General features: G+C 70.5%; 13 protein-coding genes and 1 pseudogene. 7 read left to right on the top strand and 7 right to left on the bottom strand.

Annotation, left to right across the window (positions count from 1 at the left end):
* A pseudogene (locus tag FDA94_RS07400) lies at positions 1 to 135 on the top strand (IS630 family transposase); the annotation flags it as partial.
* Here FDA94_RS07400 and FDA94_RS07395 read toward each other — a convergent pair.
* Both FDA94_RS07395 and FDA94_RS07390 read right to left on the bottom strand, forming a co-directional pair.
* Positions 132 to 1,613 carry a serine/threonine-protein kinase gene (locus FDA94_RS07395; RefSeq protein ID WP_137246277.1) on the bottom strand — a complete coding sequence of 494 codons (1,482 nt, stop codon included), beginning with the start codon at positions 1,611 to 1,613 and terminating at the stop codon, positions 132 to 134. The pseudogene FDA94_RS07400 and the gene FDA94_RS07395 sit on opposite strands and share 4 nt — an antisense overlap.
* Positions 1,614 to 1,628: 15 nt before the next feature.
* Entirely contained in the window at positions 1,629 to 2,273 is a 645-nt protein-coding gene (locus FDA94_RS07390; protein ID WP_212735215.1) for a TetR/AcrR family transcriptional regulator C-terminal domain-containing protein, read from the bottom strand.
* Between the two features lie 83 nt (positions 2,274 to 2,356).
* Between FDA94_RS07390 and FDA94_RS07385 the strand changes: the two genes are divergently transcribed.
* The 4 genes from FDA94_RS07385 (at position 2,357) to FDA94_RS07370 (ending at position 5,518) form a co-directional block, all read left to right on the top strand.
* A complete protein-coding gene (locus FDA94_RS07385) occupies positions 2,357 to 3,322 on the top strand; it encodes an NAD(P)-dependent alcohol dehydrogenase (protein ID WP_137246276.1) in 966 nt (321 codons plus the stop codon).
* A 27-nt stretch (positions 3,323 to 3,349) separates the two neighbouring features.
* Positions 3,350 to 3,769, top strand: a complete 420-nt coding sequence (locus tag FDA94_RS07380) for an SRPBCC family protein (protein ID WP_137246275.1) — start codon at positions 3,350 to 3,352, stop codon at positions 3,767 to 3,769.
* Complete coding sequence (locus FDA94_RS07375; RefSeq protein ID WP_137246274.1) at positions 3,756 to 4,295, top strand: TetR/AcrR family transcriptional regulator; 540 nt, start codon at positions 3,756 to 3,758, stop codon at positions 4,293 to 4,295. Before FDA94_RS07380 ends, FDA94_RS07375 begins: the two co-directional genes overlap by 14 nt.
* Positions 4,296 to 4,525: 230 nt before the next feature.
* The gene (locus FDA94_RS07370; protein ID WP_137246273.1) at positions 4,526 to 5,518 is read left to right on the top strand and encodes an ADP-ribosylglycohydrolase family protein; all 993 of its coding nucleotides are present in this window, start codon (positions 4,526 to 4,528) and stop codon (positions 5,516 to 5,518) included.
* A 1-nt stretch (position 5,519) separates the two neighbouring features.
* Here the strand turns inward: FDA94_RS07370 and FDA94_RS07365 are convergent, their stop codons facing one another.
* Together FDA94_RS07365 and FDA94_RS07360 are read right to left on the bottom strand one after the other, a co-directional pair.
* Positions 5,520 to 6,194 carry a DUF4328 domain-containing protein gene (locus FDA94_RS07365; RefSeq protein ID WP_137246272.1) on the bottom strand — a complete coding sequence of 225 codons (675 nt, stop codon included), beginning with the start codon at positions 6,192 to 6,194 and terminating at the stop codon, positions 5,520 to 5,522.
* A 135-nt stretch (positions 6,195 to 6,329) separates the two neighbouring features.
* The gene (locus FDA94_RS07360; protein WP_137246271.1) at positions 6,330 to 9,305 is read right to left on the bottom strand and encodes a DEAD/DEAH box helicase; all 2,976 of its coding nucleotides are present in this window, start codon (positions 9,303 to 9,305) and stop codon (positions 6,330 to 6,332) included.
* A 60-nt stretch (positions 9,306 to 9,365) separates the two neighbouring features.
* On the opposite strand from FDA94_RS07360, the gene FDA94_RS07355 reads away from it, so the two are divergent.
* Entirely contained in the window at positions 9,366 to 11,450 is a 2,085-nt protein-coding gene (locus tag FDA94_RS07355) for a DEAD/DEAH box helicase (RefSeq protein WP_137246270.1), read from the top strand.
* A 48-nt stretch (positions 11,451 to 11,498) separates the two neighbouring features.
* Complete coding sequence (locus FDA94_RS07350; protein WP_170990821.1) at positions 11,499 to 12,647, top strand: MFS transporter; 1,149 nt, start codon at positions 11,499 to 11,501, stop codon at positions 12,645 to 12,647.
* Here FDA94_RS07350 and FDA94_RS07345 read toward each other — a convergent pair.
* The 3 genes from FDA94_RS07345 to FDA94_RS07335 form a co-directional block, all read right to left on the bottom strand.
* On the bottom strand, positions 12,608 to 13,462 hold the full coding sequence (locus tag FDA94_RS07345) for a carbohydrate ABC transporter permease (RefSeq protein ID WP_137246268.1): 855 nt from the start codon (positions 13,460 to 13,462) through the stop codon (positions 12,608 to 12,610). The genes FDA94_RS07350 and FDA94_RS07345 overlap by 40 nt on opposite strands.
* On the bottom strand, positions 13,462 to 14,487 hold the full coding sequence (locus FDA94_RS07340; RefSeq protein WP_137246267.1) for a carbohydrate ABC transporter permease: 1,026 nt from the start codon (positions 14,485 to 14,487) through the stop codon (positions 13,462 to 13,464). The genes FDA94_RS07345 and FDA94_RS07340 overlap by 1 nt, the downstream gene beginning before the upstream one ends.
* A gap of 74 nt (positions 14,488 to 14,561) precedes the next feature.
* Entirely contained in the window at positions 14,562 to 15,827 is a 1,266-nt protein-coding gene (locus tag FDA94_RS07335) for a sugar ABC transporter substrate-binding protein (protein ID WP_137246266.1), read from the bottom strand.
* Between the last annotated feature and the right edge of the window lie 13 nt (positions 15,828 to 15,840).

The raw sequence follows: 15,840 nt of genomic DNA, 5'->3' as shown, positions 1-15,840 counted from the left end.
CTGAACCAGGACATCCTGGACTGGATCGAGACCTGGAACGACGACCCACGGCCCTATGTCTGGACCAAGGCCGCCGACCAGATCCTCGAATCCATCGCACGCTACTGCAAACGAATCAACGACTCACGACACTAGCCCGCTTTGTGCAGCGAGGCCATGATCAGCTTGGCGAACGCGTCGATGGTCTCGTAGCCGCTCTTCGGCCCCGAGTAGTAGAGCCACATCGCCACGTTGGCCGTGCGGACCACCAGTCTGGTCTGGTTGTACGCCCCCGCGTCGCGGGTCCAGCCGATGGTCGCGTCCCCGATCCGCGCGCCGAGCCGGAGCTTGGTCGTCGGGTCGCGCTTGGGCTCGTCCTCCTCGGTGGCGCGGCTGGTGTCGAAGGTGAGCCGGGCCGTGGTCTCGGAGTCGAGCTGGATCTTCTGGATCTGGAGGTACTCCCCGCCGGGGGTCATCCACTGGCAGGCGTCGTTCGTCATGAACTCCTGCTTGGCCGCCGTCCCGAGCAGCTTGCGGATCTGCGCCTGGGTCACCAGGGCGCACGCCTCGGGGTTGCTGGTGAGCACCGCCTTCTTGGCCGCCTCGACGGCCTCGGTGGCTTTGGCGGCCTTGGCGGTCGACACCGCCGTGGTCGTCGGAGTGGGTGAGCTCACGGGGCGGTCGGCCGTGCCGAACCACCACGCGGCCCCGCCCCCGGCGACGAGCACCGTGGCCAGCCCGGCGGCCGCGAACACCGGCGCCCTCTTCTTCGGCGCGTGCCGCATCGACGGAGCCGTCTTCGGCGCGGCGCCCCCGAAGCCCCCGGACCCTGCGGCGACGTCCCGCAGCAGCGCGGCGGCGTGCCCGGCCGGCATCCGGCGGACCGGGTCCTTGTCCAGCATCGCCATGAGCACCTGGCCGAGCGGCCCCGCCCGCCGCATCGGATGCGGTTCGTGCATGAGCACGGCCGCCATCACCGCGGCCGGGTTGTCGCGATGGAACGGCGCGTTCCCCTCGACCGCCGTGTAGAGCGTCGCCGCGAGCGACCACAGGTCGGACGGCGGCCCGTCGGGCTCCCCGCGCAGCCGCTCGGGCGCGATGTACCCGGGCGAGCCCGACACCGAGCCCGTCTGCGTCAGGTTCACGTCACCCGCGACGCTGGCGATGCCGAAGTCGGTCAGCAGCACCCGCTCGTCGTCGGTGACCATGACGTTCCCGGGCTTCACGTCGCGGTGCAGGATGCCCATCGTGTGGGCGGCGGTCAGCGCGTCGAGCATGGTCACCCCGATCGCCGCAACCCGCTCGGGCGTCTGCCGCCCCTCCTTGCGGAGCAGCGCCTGGAGCGACCGCCCCCGCACCAGCTCCATGATGATCCACGGCCGCCCGTCCTCCAGCACCACGTCGTGGACGGTCACGATCGAGGGATGCGACCGCAGCCGCGCCGCGGCCCGCGCCTCGCGCAGGGTGCGTTCGCGCATCTCGGCCCGCTGTGGTTCGTCGAGGTCGCGCGGCAGCAGGACCTCTTTGACGGCGACCTCCTGGCGCAGGAGCTCGTCGACGGCGCGCCAGACGGCGCCCATACCGCCCTGGCCGATGCGGGAGAGCAGCCGGTAGCGGCCGGCCAGCAACGTCACGGCACAAACCGTACTTCATCCGGCCTTTCTTAGGCGTTCGAACCCGTCGAGCAGGAGATCGAGCGCGAACTCGAACTCGAACTGGTCGTCGCAGCCCGACCCGACCACCGTCTTCTCGTCGTGGGCCACCTGCAACGCCATCTCGGCCAGCCACGGGAACGTCCCCGCCATGGCGTGCGCCGCCTGCTCCTGGGCGTCGGGGTCGGTCGGGGTGTCGTCGAACAGCTCCTGGCTGAAGCCCAGGATGCGGCTGCCCAGGGCGTGGATCGCGTGGTGGACCTCGTCGACGCCGAAACCGCCGGCCCGGAACAGGCCGATGATCGAGTCCAGGTACGCCATCACCGCCGGCGTCGGGTTGCGCCGCGCCTCGATGGCCCCCGACGCCCACGGGTGCCGCAGCAGCGCCTGACGCGCGGCCAGGATGCGGCCCCTGATCACCGGCTTCCAGTCGCCCTCGACGGGGGTGAGGTCGATCTCCGAGACGACCGTGTCGATGATGCCGTCGAGCAGCTCGTCCTTGTTGGCGACGTGCTTGTAGAGCGCCATCGGGACCACGCCGAGTTCGGTCGCGAGCCGGCGCATGCTCAGCCCGTCGAGCCCGGCCTCGTCGGCCAGGGCCACGGCGGCCTCCAGAACGCGTTCCCGGCTGAGTCGAGCCAATGTGTCGTCGCCTCCTTGACGGGTGTACAGCGTACACCTATGGTCTAGGTGTACGCCGTACACCCATCGAGAGGGGAGCCCCCGTGAAGGCGATTGTGCAGGACCGCTACGGCCCGCCCGACATCCTGGAGTGCAGAGACGTCCCGGCGCCCACGCCCGGACCCGGCGAGGTGCTGGTCAAGGTGATGGCCGCCTCCCTCAACGCCCGCGACTGGCACGTGCTGCGCGGCGACCCCTACCTGGCCCGGCTGAGCTTCGGGCTGCGCGCGCCCAAGGCGCCGATCCTGGGCACCGACTTCGCCGGGGTCGTCGTGTCGGGAGAGGGGTTCGAGCCCGGCGAGGAGGTCTACGGCGAGTTCGGCGGCGCGTTCGCCGAGTACGTCGCGGTCCCGGCGGGCCTCGTCGACCGCAAGCCCGAAAGCCTCACCTTCGAGCAGGCCGCCGCGATGCCACTGGCCGCCAACACCGCCTTGCAAGGGCTTCGGGGCCTGGAGAAGGGGCAGTCGGTGCTGATCAACGGGGCTTCGGGTGGGGTGGGCACGTTCGCCGTCCAGATCGCCAAGGCCCGGGGCGCGCGGGTGACCGCGGTGTGCAGCACCAGGAACGCCGACCTGGTCGCGGGGCTGGGCGCCGACCGCGTCGTCGACTACCGCAAGGAGGACTTCGCGCTGACCGGCGACCGCCACGACCTGGTCTTCGACCTGGTCGGCAACCGGTCGCTGCGCGACCTGCGCAGGGCCCTCGTGCCGGGCGGGACGCTGGTGATCTCCGGCGGCGGGGTCTTCACCGGCGGCAGTCTCTTCGGCCCGCTCGGGCTCGTGATCCGGGCCCGGCTGGCCGCCCGCTTCGTCCGGGAGAAGATCGTGGTCCTCGAAGCCGTGCCGGGCCGGGCCGCCCTGGCCGCCCTGCGGGAACTGGCCGACGGCGGCCTGATGGTCCCGGCTGTCGACCGCACCTACGGACTCGCCGACACCGCCGAGGCCATCCGCTACATGGAGGCCGAGCATGCCCGCGCCAACATCGTGCTCACCGTGGGTGCGGCGACTTGATCTCCGAGTGTCTGTACCATTTGGTACATGCGCTACGAATCCACCGTCGTCATCGACGCGCCGCCCTCCCGCGTGTGGGAGGTCTTCAGCGACATCGCCCGCTGGCCCGAATGGACCCCCACCGTCGACGCGCTCGACCTGCTCGACCCGGGCCCGCTCCGCGTGGGCAGCAGGGCCCGGATCCGGCAGCCCCGCCTCCCGGAGGCGGTCTGGCGGGTGACCGAGCTCGCCGACGGCCGCCGGTTCACCTGGGTCAGCGGGGGGTTCGGGCTGCGTACCGCCGGAATCCACGAGATCGAAGCCACGCCCGGCGGCACCCGCGCCCTCCTGGTGATCGAACAGCGCGGCCCGCTCGCCCCGCTGGTGAACCTGCTGGCCGGTAGGCTGACCCGCCGATACCTGGAACTGGAGGGGCAGGGGCTGAAGGCCAGAAGTGAACGCCCGTGACAAGCTGCTGGCCGGCGCGGTCGACTACTTCGCCGCCCACGGCGTCGGCGACGCCAGCCTGCGCACCATCGCGACCGCGATCGGCACCAGCCACCGCATGCTCATCTACCACTTCGGCTCCCGCGAGGGCCTGCTCTCCGAGGTGGTGCGAGAGGTCGAGGCCCGCCAGCGGGAGGCGCTGGCCGGCGTCGGCTGGGACGTCTACTGGGACCGGCTCGTCGACCAGGCGCTCGTCTACGGCCCGCTGTTCTTCGAACTGTCGGCGCACGCGATGCAGGGCCGTCCCCACACCGAGGGCCTGCGCGCCGACCTCGTCGACGGCTGGCTGCCCCCGCTGGTAGAGCTGTGCGTGGCGGCCGGGGTGCCGCCCGACCGCGCGCCGGCCTACGCGCGGCTGAGCCTGGCGGCGACCCGGGGCCTGCTGTTCGACCTGATCCTGTCGGGCGACCGGACCGGCGTCGACGCGGCCCTGGCCGTGCTCGGGTCCCTGTTCGAGGAAGGATTCCCCCATGGTCCTGGCACCTGACGGCGTGGAGATCTCCGCCACTCGCACCAGCAGCGGCCCCGCGCTCATCGTCATCGACGCGGCCGGCAATTTCAGCGGGTTCTGGCCGACATGGCGCGGCTGGCGGCCGATCACCTGCCGAGGGCGACGCGGCGGACGCTGCCCGGGGAGTGGCACGGGGTGGCGGGGGAGGTGCTCGCGCCGGCGCTGCGGGCGTATTTTCTCCAGGACTGCCGACTGATGGAGACCACATGAAGCCCGAACGCGTCCGAGGTTGTCTCATCGGCGGCGCCATCGGCGACGCGCTCGGCGCCCCCGTCGAGTTCGACTCCCTCGACCGGATCCGCGCCACCCACGGCCCCGGCGGCATCACCGACCTGACCGACGGCCTGGTCACCGACGACACCCAGATGACCCTGTTCACCGTCGAGGGTCTGATCAGAGGCTCCGTCCGCACCAGGGAACGCGGCCTCGGCGACGTCCCGTCGGTCGTCCGCCACGCCTACCTGCGCTGGCTCGACACGCAGGACCACCCGGCCCCGCCCGCCCAGGGCGACGCCCTCCACCGCACCGGCTGGTTACGCGAGCAGACCTGGCTCTACGCCCGCCGCGCCCCCGGCAACGCCTGCCTGTCGGGCCTGCGCGGCCACGTCGCCGCCGACTCCAAGGGCTGCGGCACGGTCATGCGCTCGGCCCCCTTCGGGCTCGGCCCCTGGCCGGCCGCCCAGGCCTACGCCTGGGCGGCCGAATGCTCGCGGTTCACCCACGGCCACCCCACGGCGGCCGCCTCGGCGGGCGCGCTGGCGGCGATCGTCCACCACCTCGTCGACGACACCACGCTGGAGAACGCCGTCGCGGCCACCCTCCCGCTCGTCGACGACGCCGCCACGGCCGACGCCCTGCGCGCCGCCGTCGACCTCGCCCACACCGGGCCGCCGTCGCCGGAGAAGGTCGAGTCGCTCGGCGAGGCGTGGGTGGCCGAGGAGGCGCTGGCCATCGGCGTCTACTGCGCCCTCGTCAGCGGGTCGTTCACCGAAGGGCTCGTGCTGGCCGCCAACCATTCGGGCGACAGCGACTCCACGGCCGCCGTCTGCGGCAATCTGCTCGGCGCGGAGGGCGTACGGATCCCGGCCGGGTGGATCGACCGGGTCGAGGGCCGCGAGACGATCGAGCGCCTCGCCGACGACTTCGTCAGCGAGATGACCCGGGGCAGCGCCCCGCGCGACCGCTACCCCGGCCACTGACCTAGTGGGGGTACTGCTGCGGCACCGGCTGGTAGGGCGGCACGGGCCTGGGGAGGGTCTGCATCGAGGTGATCCGGTTGAGCACCACGATGGCGAGGATCCCGGACACCAGGATCAGCGGGTAGATCAGCATCTCCACCAGTGCGGCGTTCCGCAGGTCGGGCAGTTCGGTGCCGCCGATCAGGAACCGGGCGACCAGGTTGGAGCCGAACACCGCCAGCACCCACGTCACCCACCAGGCCATCGCCAGCCCGCCGGGCTTGCGCTGCTGCGGGTCGGAGGCGGTCCAGACGTCGTCCACGATCTGCTTGGGGAACCAGAACGAGACGATCGGGACGATCCACGCGAGCACCAGCCAGGGTCGCCCGAGCCGCTGCTTGACGTGCGGGGCCAGGGCTTCGGCGTTCGCGCGGACCCGGAACAGCCAGGCCCAGTAGAAGATCCCGGCCAGCAGCAGGGTGCCGCCCTGCAGGATGCCGGTGAAGTCGTAGAGGCTCGCACTGTCGGTGACCTCGGCGACGTCGAAGTCGAGCGGGCTCGCGATCACCTCGCCGATCTTCTGGTAGAGGTCGAGGCTGACGAAGACGGCGGCGGCCTCGACGAGCAGGTTGAGGATGATCGCGATCGTGGCCACGACGGCGAGCCCACGGGCGGGCCGGACGGGATGGGGATGCATGCGGAATCCTTGGATGGGGGAGAGAAAGAGCGCATAACGCTAACTTTCCCGCCCCCGAATCCAGGATCGCGGACGTGGTAGTCGCGGCTTAGTGGTTCATTCTCCGGCGCGGGCCGACGCGGAAACAGGCCACTTTCATCCGGCGGTGACCTTCGCGAAGTGGAAGACGTCCGGCGGCAACGGGCGCCGCAACTCCCACCGGAACCTGACCGGACGTTCGCCCTCGTCGGACAGGTAGGTCATCGGCCCCGCGTAGAGGTAGGGCGGCGCGCCCTGTTTCGTCTCCCGAATGAACAAATGCACCGTCGTCTCACCGGAACGATAACGGTCGGCCGTCGGGGTGTTCCGCCGGAGTCCCGACTGCGACTCCCATTGGAACAATGTGTCCGTGATGGCGCGGTCGGCATACATCGTGGTCGGCGAATAATGCGTGGCGGATTTGTCGATGGTCACGAAGAAGACGTCGGCCCGCGCGTCCCGCACGAAGGCCACGCCCTCCCGCATGTGTTCCGGCTTGGCGACCCCGAAGGCGGCAAGAGCCTCGTTCTTCGTGTACGTCGCATGCACATGCAGCGGAACCGCCCCCTCGGCGACGTGGGTGACCCGATGCCTGCGCTCGGCCAGCAGGGAGGTCAGTTCGAGGAGTTCCCCGGCCCGGTCGGGGTGCTCGCGGAGGTCGGCCAGGCCGGTCGTCCGCAACATCGCGAGCAACCGCTGTTCCCGGACGCTCTGGGCCGTGTCGCCCCGGAGGACGCGGGCGATGAAGTCGAGCCGTTCGGCGTCGTCGATGTGCAGGATGCGCCCCAGGGCGTTCCCGATCCGCTTGTCGTCGGGCCCCGCGGGCAGCCCGCGCCCGGCCGCCCGCAGCAGGTCCGACCAGCCGAGGCGGTTGCCTCGGTAGAGGTCGTCCACCTCGATCCCCGTCGCCGCGAGGAAGCCGGCCAGGCGGGTGTCCTCGGGCAGGTGGCGCAGTTCGGCGACGATGGCCGGCCAGCGCATGCTGATGGTGGCCCGCAGGTTGGCCAGCACCAGCCGGGAGACCTCGCGGTCGAGGTCGATGTGGCACCCGGCGGGCAGGGTGGGGAACTTCGCCTCGACCTCGGCGATGACGTCGGTCCGCCGCACCCCGGTCAGCGCCCGGAAGCGCCGGTCGAACCGGAACTCCCGGTGCTGGTTGCCGATGAAGTCGAGCACCGTCAGGCACGCCTTGCCTTCGGCCAGCCGCAGCCCCCGCCCGAGCTGCTGCAGGAACACCGTCGCGCTGTCGGTCGGCCGCAGGAACAGCACCGTGTCGATCGCCGGGATGTCGACGCCCTCGTTGAACAGGTCGACCGTGAATGCGACGTTGATGGATCGGTCGGCCAGCGCCTTGATCGCCGCCGCGCGGTCCTGCGTCCGCGACGTGATGGCCATCGCCGGGATGCCCGCCTCGGTGAACCGGGCGGCCATGAACTCGGCGTGCGCGATGCTCACGCAGAACCCGAGCGCCCGCATCCCGCGCGGGTCACCGACCTTGTCGCGGAGCGCCTGCAGCACCAGCCGCACCCGGGCGTCGTTCCCGGTGTAGACGTTGCTCAGCGAGGCCAGGTCATAGCCCTGTCCCCGCCGCCACGGCACACCGGCCAGGTCGACGCCGTCGTGCACGCCGAAGTACTGGAACGGCGCCAGCAACTGCCGTTCGATCGCCTCCCACAGGCGCAGCTCGGAGGCGATCCGCCCGCCGAACCAGTGCAGCACGTCCTGCCCGTCGGAGCGTTCCGGCGTCGCCGTCAGCCCGAGCAGCACCCGCGGGCTGACCTGGTCGAGCAGCCGCGTGTACGTCGTGGCGGCCGAGTGGTGGAACTCGTCGACGATGACCATGTCGGCGTCGAAGGGGTCGAGCCGCGACAGCGACTGGATGGAGGCGAACACGTGCCGCCACTCGGTGGGCCGCTGCCCGTCGACCAGCAGCTCGCCGAAGGACCCGTCGCGCATGACCTGCCGGAACACCTCCCGGCTCTGCCCGAGGATCTCCTTCGTGTGGGCTACGAACAGCAGCGAGTCGACCGCGCCTTCGGCCCGCAGCCGCCGGTAGTCGAGCGCCGACACGATCGTCTTGCCCGTGCCGGTCGCCATCACGACGAGGTTGCGCCACCGGTCGTGCAGCGTCCGTTCGGCCGCGAGGTCGGCCAGCACCTCGGCCTGATAGCCGTAGGGCCGGACGTCGATGGTGGTGAGGATCTCCCGGTCGGCGAACCGCTCCTGGCCGAGCGCCCGGTCGAGCAGGTCGCGGTCGCGGACCGGATCGTAGGTCTCGAACGACGGATCGGCCCAGTACTCCTCGAAGGTGGCCGCGAACGTGTCGAGCAGGTGCGCCTGCTCCATGGCCGAGAGCCGGACGTTCCACTCCAGTCCGTCGATCAGCGCCGACTTCGACAGGTTGGACGAGCCGACATAGGCCGTCGAGTAGCCCGACAACCGGCGGAACAGCCACGCCTTGGCGTGCAGGCGGGTGGTTCTGGTCTCGTACGAAATCTTGACGGTCGCGCCCAGCTCCGCCAGCCGATCGAGGGCCCGTCGTTCGGTCGCCCCCCGATAGGTCGTGGTGATGACCCGTAACTCACCACCCCGGTGCACGAACTCGGCCAGCTCCCGTTCCAGGATGCGCACCCCCGGCCATCGGATGAACGCGCACAGCAGGTCGATCCGGTCGGCGGAGCCGATCTCCTTGCGCAGTTCGCTGCCCACGTTGGGCTGCCCGTGCCCGTTGACCAGCAGCGCGCTGGCGCCGAGCGGAGTGCTGGGCCGGATGGGGAACACCGCCTTCCCGTCGGGGGTACGGGTCCGTGTCACCGCCAGCAGCAGATCGTTGACCGCCTGGTCGCCGGGGTCGCCGACGAGCTTGGCCAGCTCGTTCGCGATGGTGAGCTGTTCGGCGAGCTGCTCCTCGTCGGTGCCCCGCACTGCGCGCAGCCGCCGCCGGACCAGCGAGGCGATATGGGCGGTCAGCACGTCGGCCGACTCGGCCGGATCGAGATGGCGCGATAGTGCCAAATCGCCGTGGGCGGCCAGGTGCCGCTGCCATCCTTCCGTGACGAGTTTCTCGTAGACGCCGGGCGCGAGTTCCGTCATGGCCGGCACCGTACCCACCGGGCCGGCCTGTTCGGTAGCTTTCCGGGCAGAGGAGGGATCATGGGCGTACGCGAGGCCGACGACCTCTGCCGCGTGGCCGAGGGACTGGTGCGCACTGCCCGCACCCTCCTCGCCGACCACGCCGCCGTCCAGGCCCAGGCTCTCACCGCCCTCGACACCCTCCGCAAGCACACCGTCCGCGACGACCTCGCCCGCATGCCCGTCGCCCGGCTCAAGGACGTCACCGGCGGCAGGCTGCGCACCGGCGTCCTCGAACGGTCCGGCATCACCACGGTCCTCCAGGTCCACGACATGTCGGCCTACCGGCTCCAGGAGCTCCCCGGCGTCGGGGCGCAGACGGCGCGGCAGATCAGGGCCGCCGCCGACCAGATCGAGGAGGCCGCGCGGCAGCTCGCGAGCGTGCGGATCGAGCGGGACGACTGGAAGTCCGAGGCGCTCGTCGTCGCGCTGAAGCGGCTGCTCGACGCCGGCACGGAGCTGCCCTTTCACGTCAGGGCCGCGCGCGACGTCGACTCCACCCTCAGCCCGCTCCTGAAGGCCGCGCATCCCGCCCGGTCCCGATGGCGGCTGCTCACCGCGAGCAGGCGGCGGCGGGCGGAGGCCTACGAGGCCGTCGAGGCGATCGACGCGACGCTCGACCAGGCGGCTCAGGCCGGCCGGGAGTTTCCGCAGGTCATCACCGATCTGCTGCGGCCGCCGGCGAGTGGTCCCGAGGCGTGGGGCGACTTCGAGTTCCGGTCGGCCGACTACTACGCCCTGCTGGCCGACCTCGCGGGGGAGCGGGTCACCGAGGGCGTGCTGCCCGACGACGTCCTGGCCCGGGTGAACGCGCAGCCGCTCGACGACGCCTTCCGCCGCGTCTCGCTGCGCGGCTACCAGTCGTTCGGGGCGCGGTTCGCGCTGGCGCAGAAGCGGGTGATCATCGGTGATGAGATGGGGCTCGGCAAGTCCATCGAGGCCATCGCCGCGCTCGCCCATCTCGCCGCCGAGGGGGCGACCCACTTCCTGGTCGTCTGTCCGGCCAGCGTCGTCGTCAACTGGGTCCGGGAGATCGAGGCGCGCAGCACGCTGAAGGCGCAGAAGATCCACGGGCCGCGCCGTGAGGCCGCCCTCGACGAGTGGGAGCAGGAGGGCGGCGTCGCCGTCGCCACGCTCGACGGGCTCCATCGGCTGACGCCCACGGCGGCCGTCGCGATGCTGGTCGTCGACGAGGCCCACTACGTCAAGAACCCGGCCACCAAGCGGGCCAAGGCGGTGGCCGCCTGGTGTCAGACCGTCGAGCGGGTGCTGTTCCTGACCGGGACGCCGATGGAGAACCGCGTCGAGGAGTTCCGCGCGCTGGTCGCCCACGTCAACCCGGGGCTGGAGATCAGCCAGGGCGGGCCGCAGGCGTTCCGCAAGTCGGTCGCCGCCGCCTACCTGCGGAGGAACCAGGAAGACGTCCTGCACGAGCTGCCCGACCGGGTCGAGGCCGACGAGTGGGTCGAGTTCTCCGGCGACGACCTCGACGCCTACCGGCAGGCGGTGGCCGACCGGCACTTCCCGAGGATGCGCCGGGCCGCGTTCGCCCACCCGGCGACGTCGGCCAAACTCAAGCGGCTCACCGAGCTCGTCGAGGACGCCGAGGCCAACGGGCTGAAGGTGATCGTGTTCTCCTATTTCCGCGACGTGCTCAACGTCGTCGGCGAGCGGCTGGGCACCGAGCGCAAGCTGACCGGCGACCTCGATCCCGACCGCCGTCAGGAGCTCGTCGACGCGTTCTCGGCCACCACAGGACATGCCGTCCTGCTCAGCCAGATCGTGGCGGGCGGGGTCGGGCTCAACCTCCAGGCGGCGTCCGTGGTGATCATCTGTGAGCCGCAGCTCAAGCCGTCGACCGAGACCCAGGCCATCGCGCGCGCCCACCGCATGGGGCAGACCCGGAAGGTCCAGGTGCACCGGCTGCTCGCGGTCGACTCGGTCGACCAGCGGCTCCTGGAGATCCTCGCGGCCAAGACCCAGCGGTTCGACGAGTACGCCCGCCGCAGCGATCTGGCCGAGTCGAGCCCGGCCGCCGTCGACATCTCCGAACAAGCCCTCGCGCACCAGATCATCGAAGAGGAACAACGGCGGCTTTTGAGTTAATGTTCTTGAGCGCTCCCACGCCACTCCTCTCAGATGGGGTTCCCTGGGATGCGTTCCTCGATCTATCTCTCTTACGCGGCGTTCGTGCTCGTCGGGATCGGCGCCGCCGTCGGCGGGGTGCTGTTACCCGCCCAGATCGCCGACTACGGGGTCGACAAGGCCCTGATCGGGCTCGGCTTCTTCACCAATTCGGCCGGGTTCCTGCTGGCCGGGCTCACCAACGGCGCGCTCATCGAGCGGCTGGGGCTACGGCTTGCCCTCGTCGCGGGCAGCGGCGTGTTCGTGCTCGCCGCCGTCGTCACGGCGGCGCGGCCGTCGTTCTGGGTGCTGATCGTCGCCCAGGGCTTCTGCGGGTACGGCGTGGGGGTACTCGAATCGGTGCTGAACGTGCACCTGGCGGCGCTCCCCGACGCGGCCACCCTGCTCAACCGGCTGCACGCCTTCTTCGGCGTCGGCGCCCTGGCCGGCCCGGCCATCGCGGCCCTCACCCTGACCTACGCCCCCTGGACCGTCGTCTGGTGGGGCCTGGCGGTCGCGACCGCCCTCATGGGCGTCGCCTTCTACGCGACGTTCCCGAAGAGGGTCGTACAGGAGAAGGAGGAGAAGCAGCGAGGGCTGCTGCCGGAAGCGCTGCGCAGCAGGACCGTGCTGCTCGCGTCGGTCTTCCTCACCGTCTACCTGGGGGTGGAGATCGGGGTGGGCAACTGGGCCTACTCCTACCTGCGTGAGGTGAACCTGGAGAGCCACCTGATCGCCGGGTACGCGGTCAGCGGCTACTGGGCGGGGCTCACCGCGGGCCGCTTCGTGATCAGCCCGATCGCGGGACGGCTCGGTCTGACCCCGGCGCGGACGACGCTGTGGTGCTGCGTCGGCGTCGCCGCCTGCACGGTCCTGATCTGGCTCGGCGTGGTGCCGGTGGCCGGGTTCGTGCTGCTCGGGTTCTTCCTCGGCCCGCTGTTCCCGACCACCATGGCGATCCTGCCCGAGCTGCTCCCGGCCCGCCTGGTGCCGACCGCCATCGGGGTGCTCAACGGCGGCTCGGTCATCGGCGGCTCGCTGCTGCCGTGGACGGCCGGGGCGCTGGGCCAGGGCGTGGGCATGCAGGCGCTGATGCCCTTCGCCCTCGTGCTGGCCCTGGTCCAGCTCGCCGTCTGGTACTACTTGTCGGCCCCCTCGTTGGCGCCGCGCACGAAGTAACGCTGGAAGACCACGAAGATGATCGCCACCGGGATCGTCGCCAGCACCGCCGCGCCCAGCTTGAGCGGATACTGGTTGCCCGATCCCAGCGATCCGCTCACCAGCACCGCCAGGCCTCGCGGCAGCGTGTAGAGATCGGGGCTCTGCACCGCCACGAGGCTGTGGGGGAGCTCGTTCCACGAGCTCTGGAACGAGATGATCGTCAGCGTGATCAGCGCGGGCCGGCCCATCGGCAGCACGACCGACCAGAAGGTCCGCCACGGGCCGGCGCCGTCGATCCGGGCCGCCTCCTCCACGCTGCGGGGGATCGACTCGAAGAACTGCTTCATGATGAACACGCCGCCCGCGTCGGCGATGATCGGCAGGATCAGGGCCGTGTACGTGTCGTACATCCCGAACTGCTTGAGCACCAGGAACTTCGGGATGAACAGCACGACGCCCGGCACCGCCAAGATGGCGATCACGGCCGAGAACAGCGCCTTGCGGCCACGGAAGCGCAGCCGCGCCAGCGCGTAGCCGGCCATCGAGTCGAGCAGCACCCGGCCGAGCGTGATCGCGATTGTGACGATCAGCGAGTTGCCCAGCCACAGCGGCATGTCGGTGCTGAGGAACACCTTGTGGTAGGCGTCGGTGACGAACGGGTCGGGCACCGGGTTCAGCGGGGTGAGCGCCGCGTTCGGCTCGGTCTTGAACGACGCCGAGAGCTGGATGACGAACGGATAGAGGAAGACCAGCGCGAAGAAGACGAGGATGAAGTAGCCGACGAAGGTCGACGCCACGGTCCGCGCGCCGTGGTTGGCCCTGACGGTGGCCATCAGGCGTTCCTTTCCCTCAGCAACCACCGCTGCACGATCGTGAACAGCACGATGATCGCGAACAGCACGAACGAGATGGCCGTTCCGGTGCCGTACTCGAAGCTGTCGAACGCCTGGGTGTACGACAGGTACGCCGGCGTCAGCGTCGTCTTGCCGGGGGCGCCCTGGCTCATCACGTACACCTGGTCGAAGACCTGCCAGGTCGAGATGATGCCCATGGTCAGCACCAGGAACAGGGTCGGCTTCAGCATCGGCAGCGTGACGAAGCGCAGCCGCTTCCACCGGCCCGCGCCGTCGAGCATCGAGGCCTCTTCGAGGGTGACCGGGATGTCCTGGAGGGCGGCCAGGAACATCAGCATGAAGGTGCCGGAGGTCGTCCAGATGACCAGCAGCATGATCGTCGACATGGCCACCGAGGGGCCGGCCAGCCAGTCCCACCAGCTCAGCCCGAACGGGCCGCCCGAGGTGAGAAACGCCGGCGGGTTGTCGACGTCGACCACGCCGAGGCCGCCGAGGACCAGATGCAGGATGCCGCGCGCGTCCGCGAACCACTGCGGGCCCTGGACGCCGAAGAACGCCAGCAGGTTGTTCACCGCGCCGGAGCTGGCGAAGATGAACAGGAAGACCACGCTGATCGCGACCGAGCTGGTCACCGACGGGAAGAAGAACGCGGCCCGGAAGAAGCCCTTGCCCTTCAGCATCCGCGAGTTGACCACCAGCGCCAGGCCCAGCGCGAGCACCGTCTGCACCGGCACGACGATGCCGACGTAGTAGATGTTGTTGCGCACGCTGGTCATGAAGTCCTGCCGCGTCAGCCCGTCCTCGGTGAACAGCTTCGAGTAGTTGTCGAAGCCGACGAACGGGACGCCCGACTTGAACGGGCTGCCCTGGCCGTTCCAGTCGGTCAGGCTGACCCACATCGCCATCAGGATCGGCAGCAGCATGAACAGGCCCAGGATCACGATCACCGGGGCGACGAACAACCAGCCCGCGATGTTCTCCCTGGCCTTCGCCGAGAGCCGCATGGGCGGTACCTCCTCTTACGCGGGATGACCGCGCCCGGCACCCTCCCCGATGAGTGCCGGACGCGGAGCCTTGCCTACTCGCCGAGCGCGGCCTGGGTGTTCTTCTGCACCCGCTCGAGCAGCGTCTTGGGCGCGATGGAGGTGAGCTGCTGGATGCCCGTGTCGAAGTCGGCCAGCACGCTGTCCATCTTGGGAGCGTTCACCGGGCCGTGGGCGTAGTCGGCGCCGTTCACGAACGGGGCGTCGTTCGGGAACTCGGCGGTGTACGCGTCCTTGGCCGACTGGCGCGAGGGCATCACGCCGAACGCCTTGGCGTAGGTCATCTGCTGCTCGGCGGTGGTCATCGCCTCGACGAAGCTGATGGCCGCCTCCTTGTTCTTGGACTTGGCGGCGATGCCCCAGCAGGTGGTGAACGACAGGGTGCCCTTGCCCGCCGGCCCGGCCGGCAGCTCGTGGACGCTGTACTTCACGTCGGGGAAGTCGTTGGTCATCGCGCCCTTGATCCAGTTGCCCTCGATCGTCATGGCCGCGGCGCCCTTGCCGAACGCCTCGCCGCCCCAGCCCGCGCTGAGCTGCTTGGGGAACTGGGCGGTCTTGTCCTTGACCAGCTTCTGGACGTACGTCAGGGCTTCGAGGTTCTCGGGGGAGTCGGCCGTGGCGGTCTTCCCGTCGGCGCTGGTGACCCAGCCGCCCGCCTGCACCATGAACGCACCCACCCGGTCACGCGTGTCGCCCAGCGCCAGCGGGGTGATGTCCTTGGCCTTCAGCTTCTCGCCGACCGCGGTGAGCTGGTCCCACGTGGTGGGGATGTCGGCGTCGGTCAGCCCGGCCTTGCTCCACAGGTCGGTGTTGACGATGAGCGCCAGGGTCGAGAAGTCCTTGGGCGCGCAGTAGAACTTGCCGTCGAAGGTGAAGGTGGTGCGCAGGCTCTCGTAGAAGTCGGTCGCGTTGGAGATCTTGTCGCCGTACGGCTCCAGCGCGCCCACGCTGGCGTAGTCGGCGAAGCGGCCGGCGTCCACGTAGAACACGTCGGGCGGGGTGTCGCCCGCGAAGGCCTGGCCGAGCTGCTGGCCGAGGTCCTGCGCCGGGGTCACGGTCGCGGTGTTGCCGGTGGCCGCGCCCCACGCGGCGGCGGCGTCGGTCACCGCCTTGGTCTCGGCGTCGCCGGAGGAGCCGATGAGAACCTGCAGCTGGGCGGGGCCGGCCGAGGCCTGGGTCGGCTGCGCGGCCGGGTCGTCGGTCTCCTCGAACCCACTGCCGCCGCCACAGGCGGCGGAGGACAACAGGACGGCGCCGACGGCCGTCGACAGGGCCGCCTTCCGGACGTTGCTGCGCTTCATCGCGTTTCCTTTG

Source organism: Herbidospora galbida, from assembly GCF_005233835.1.
Lineage (GTDB): Bacteria > Actinomycetota > Actinomycetes > Streptosporangiales > Streptosporangiaceae > Herbidospora > Herbidospora galbida.
The sequence above is the reverse complement of the archived record's forward strand: the minus strand, read 5'-3'. Positions and strand labels throughout refer to the sequence as shown.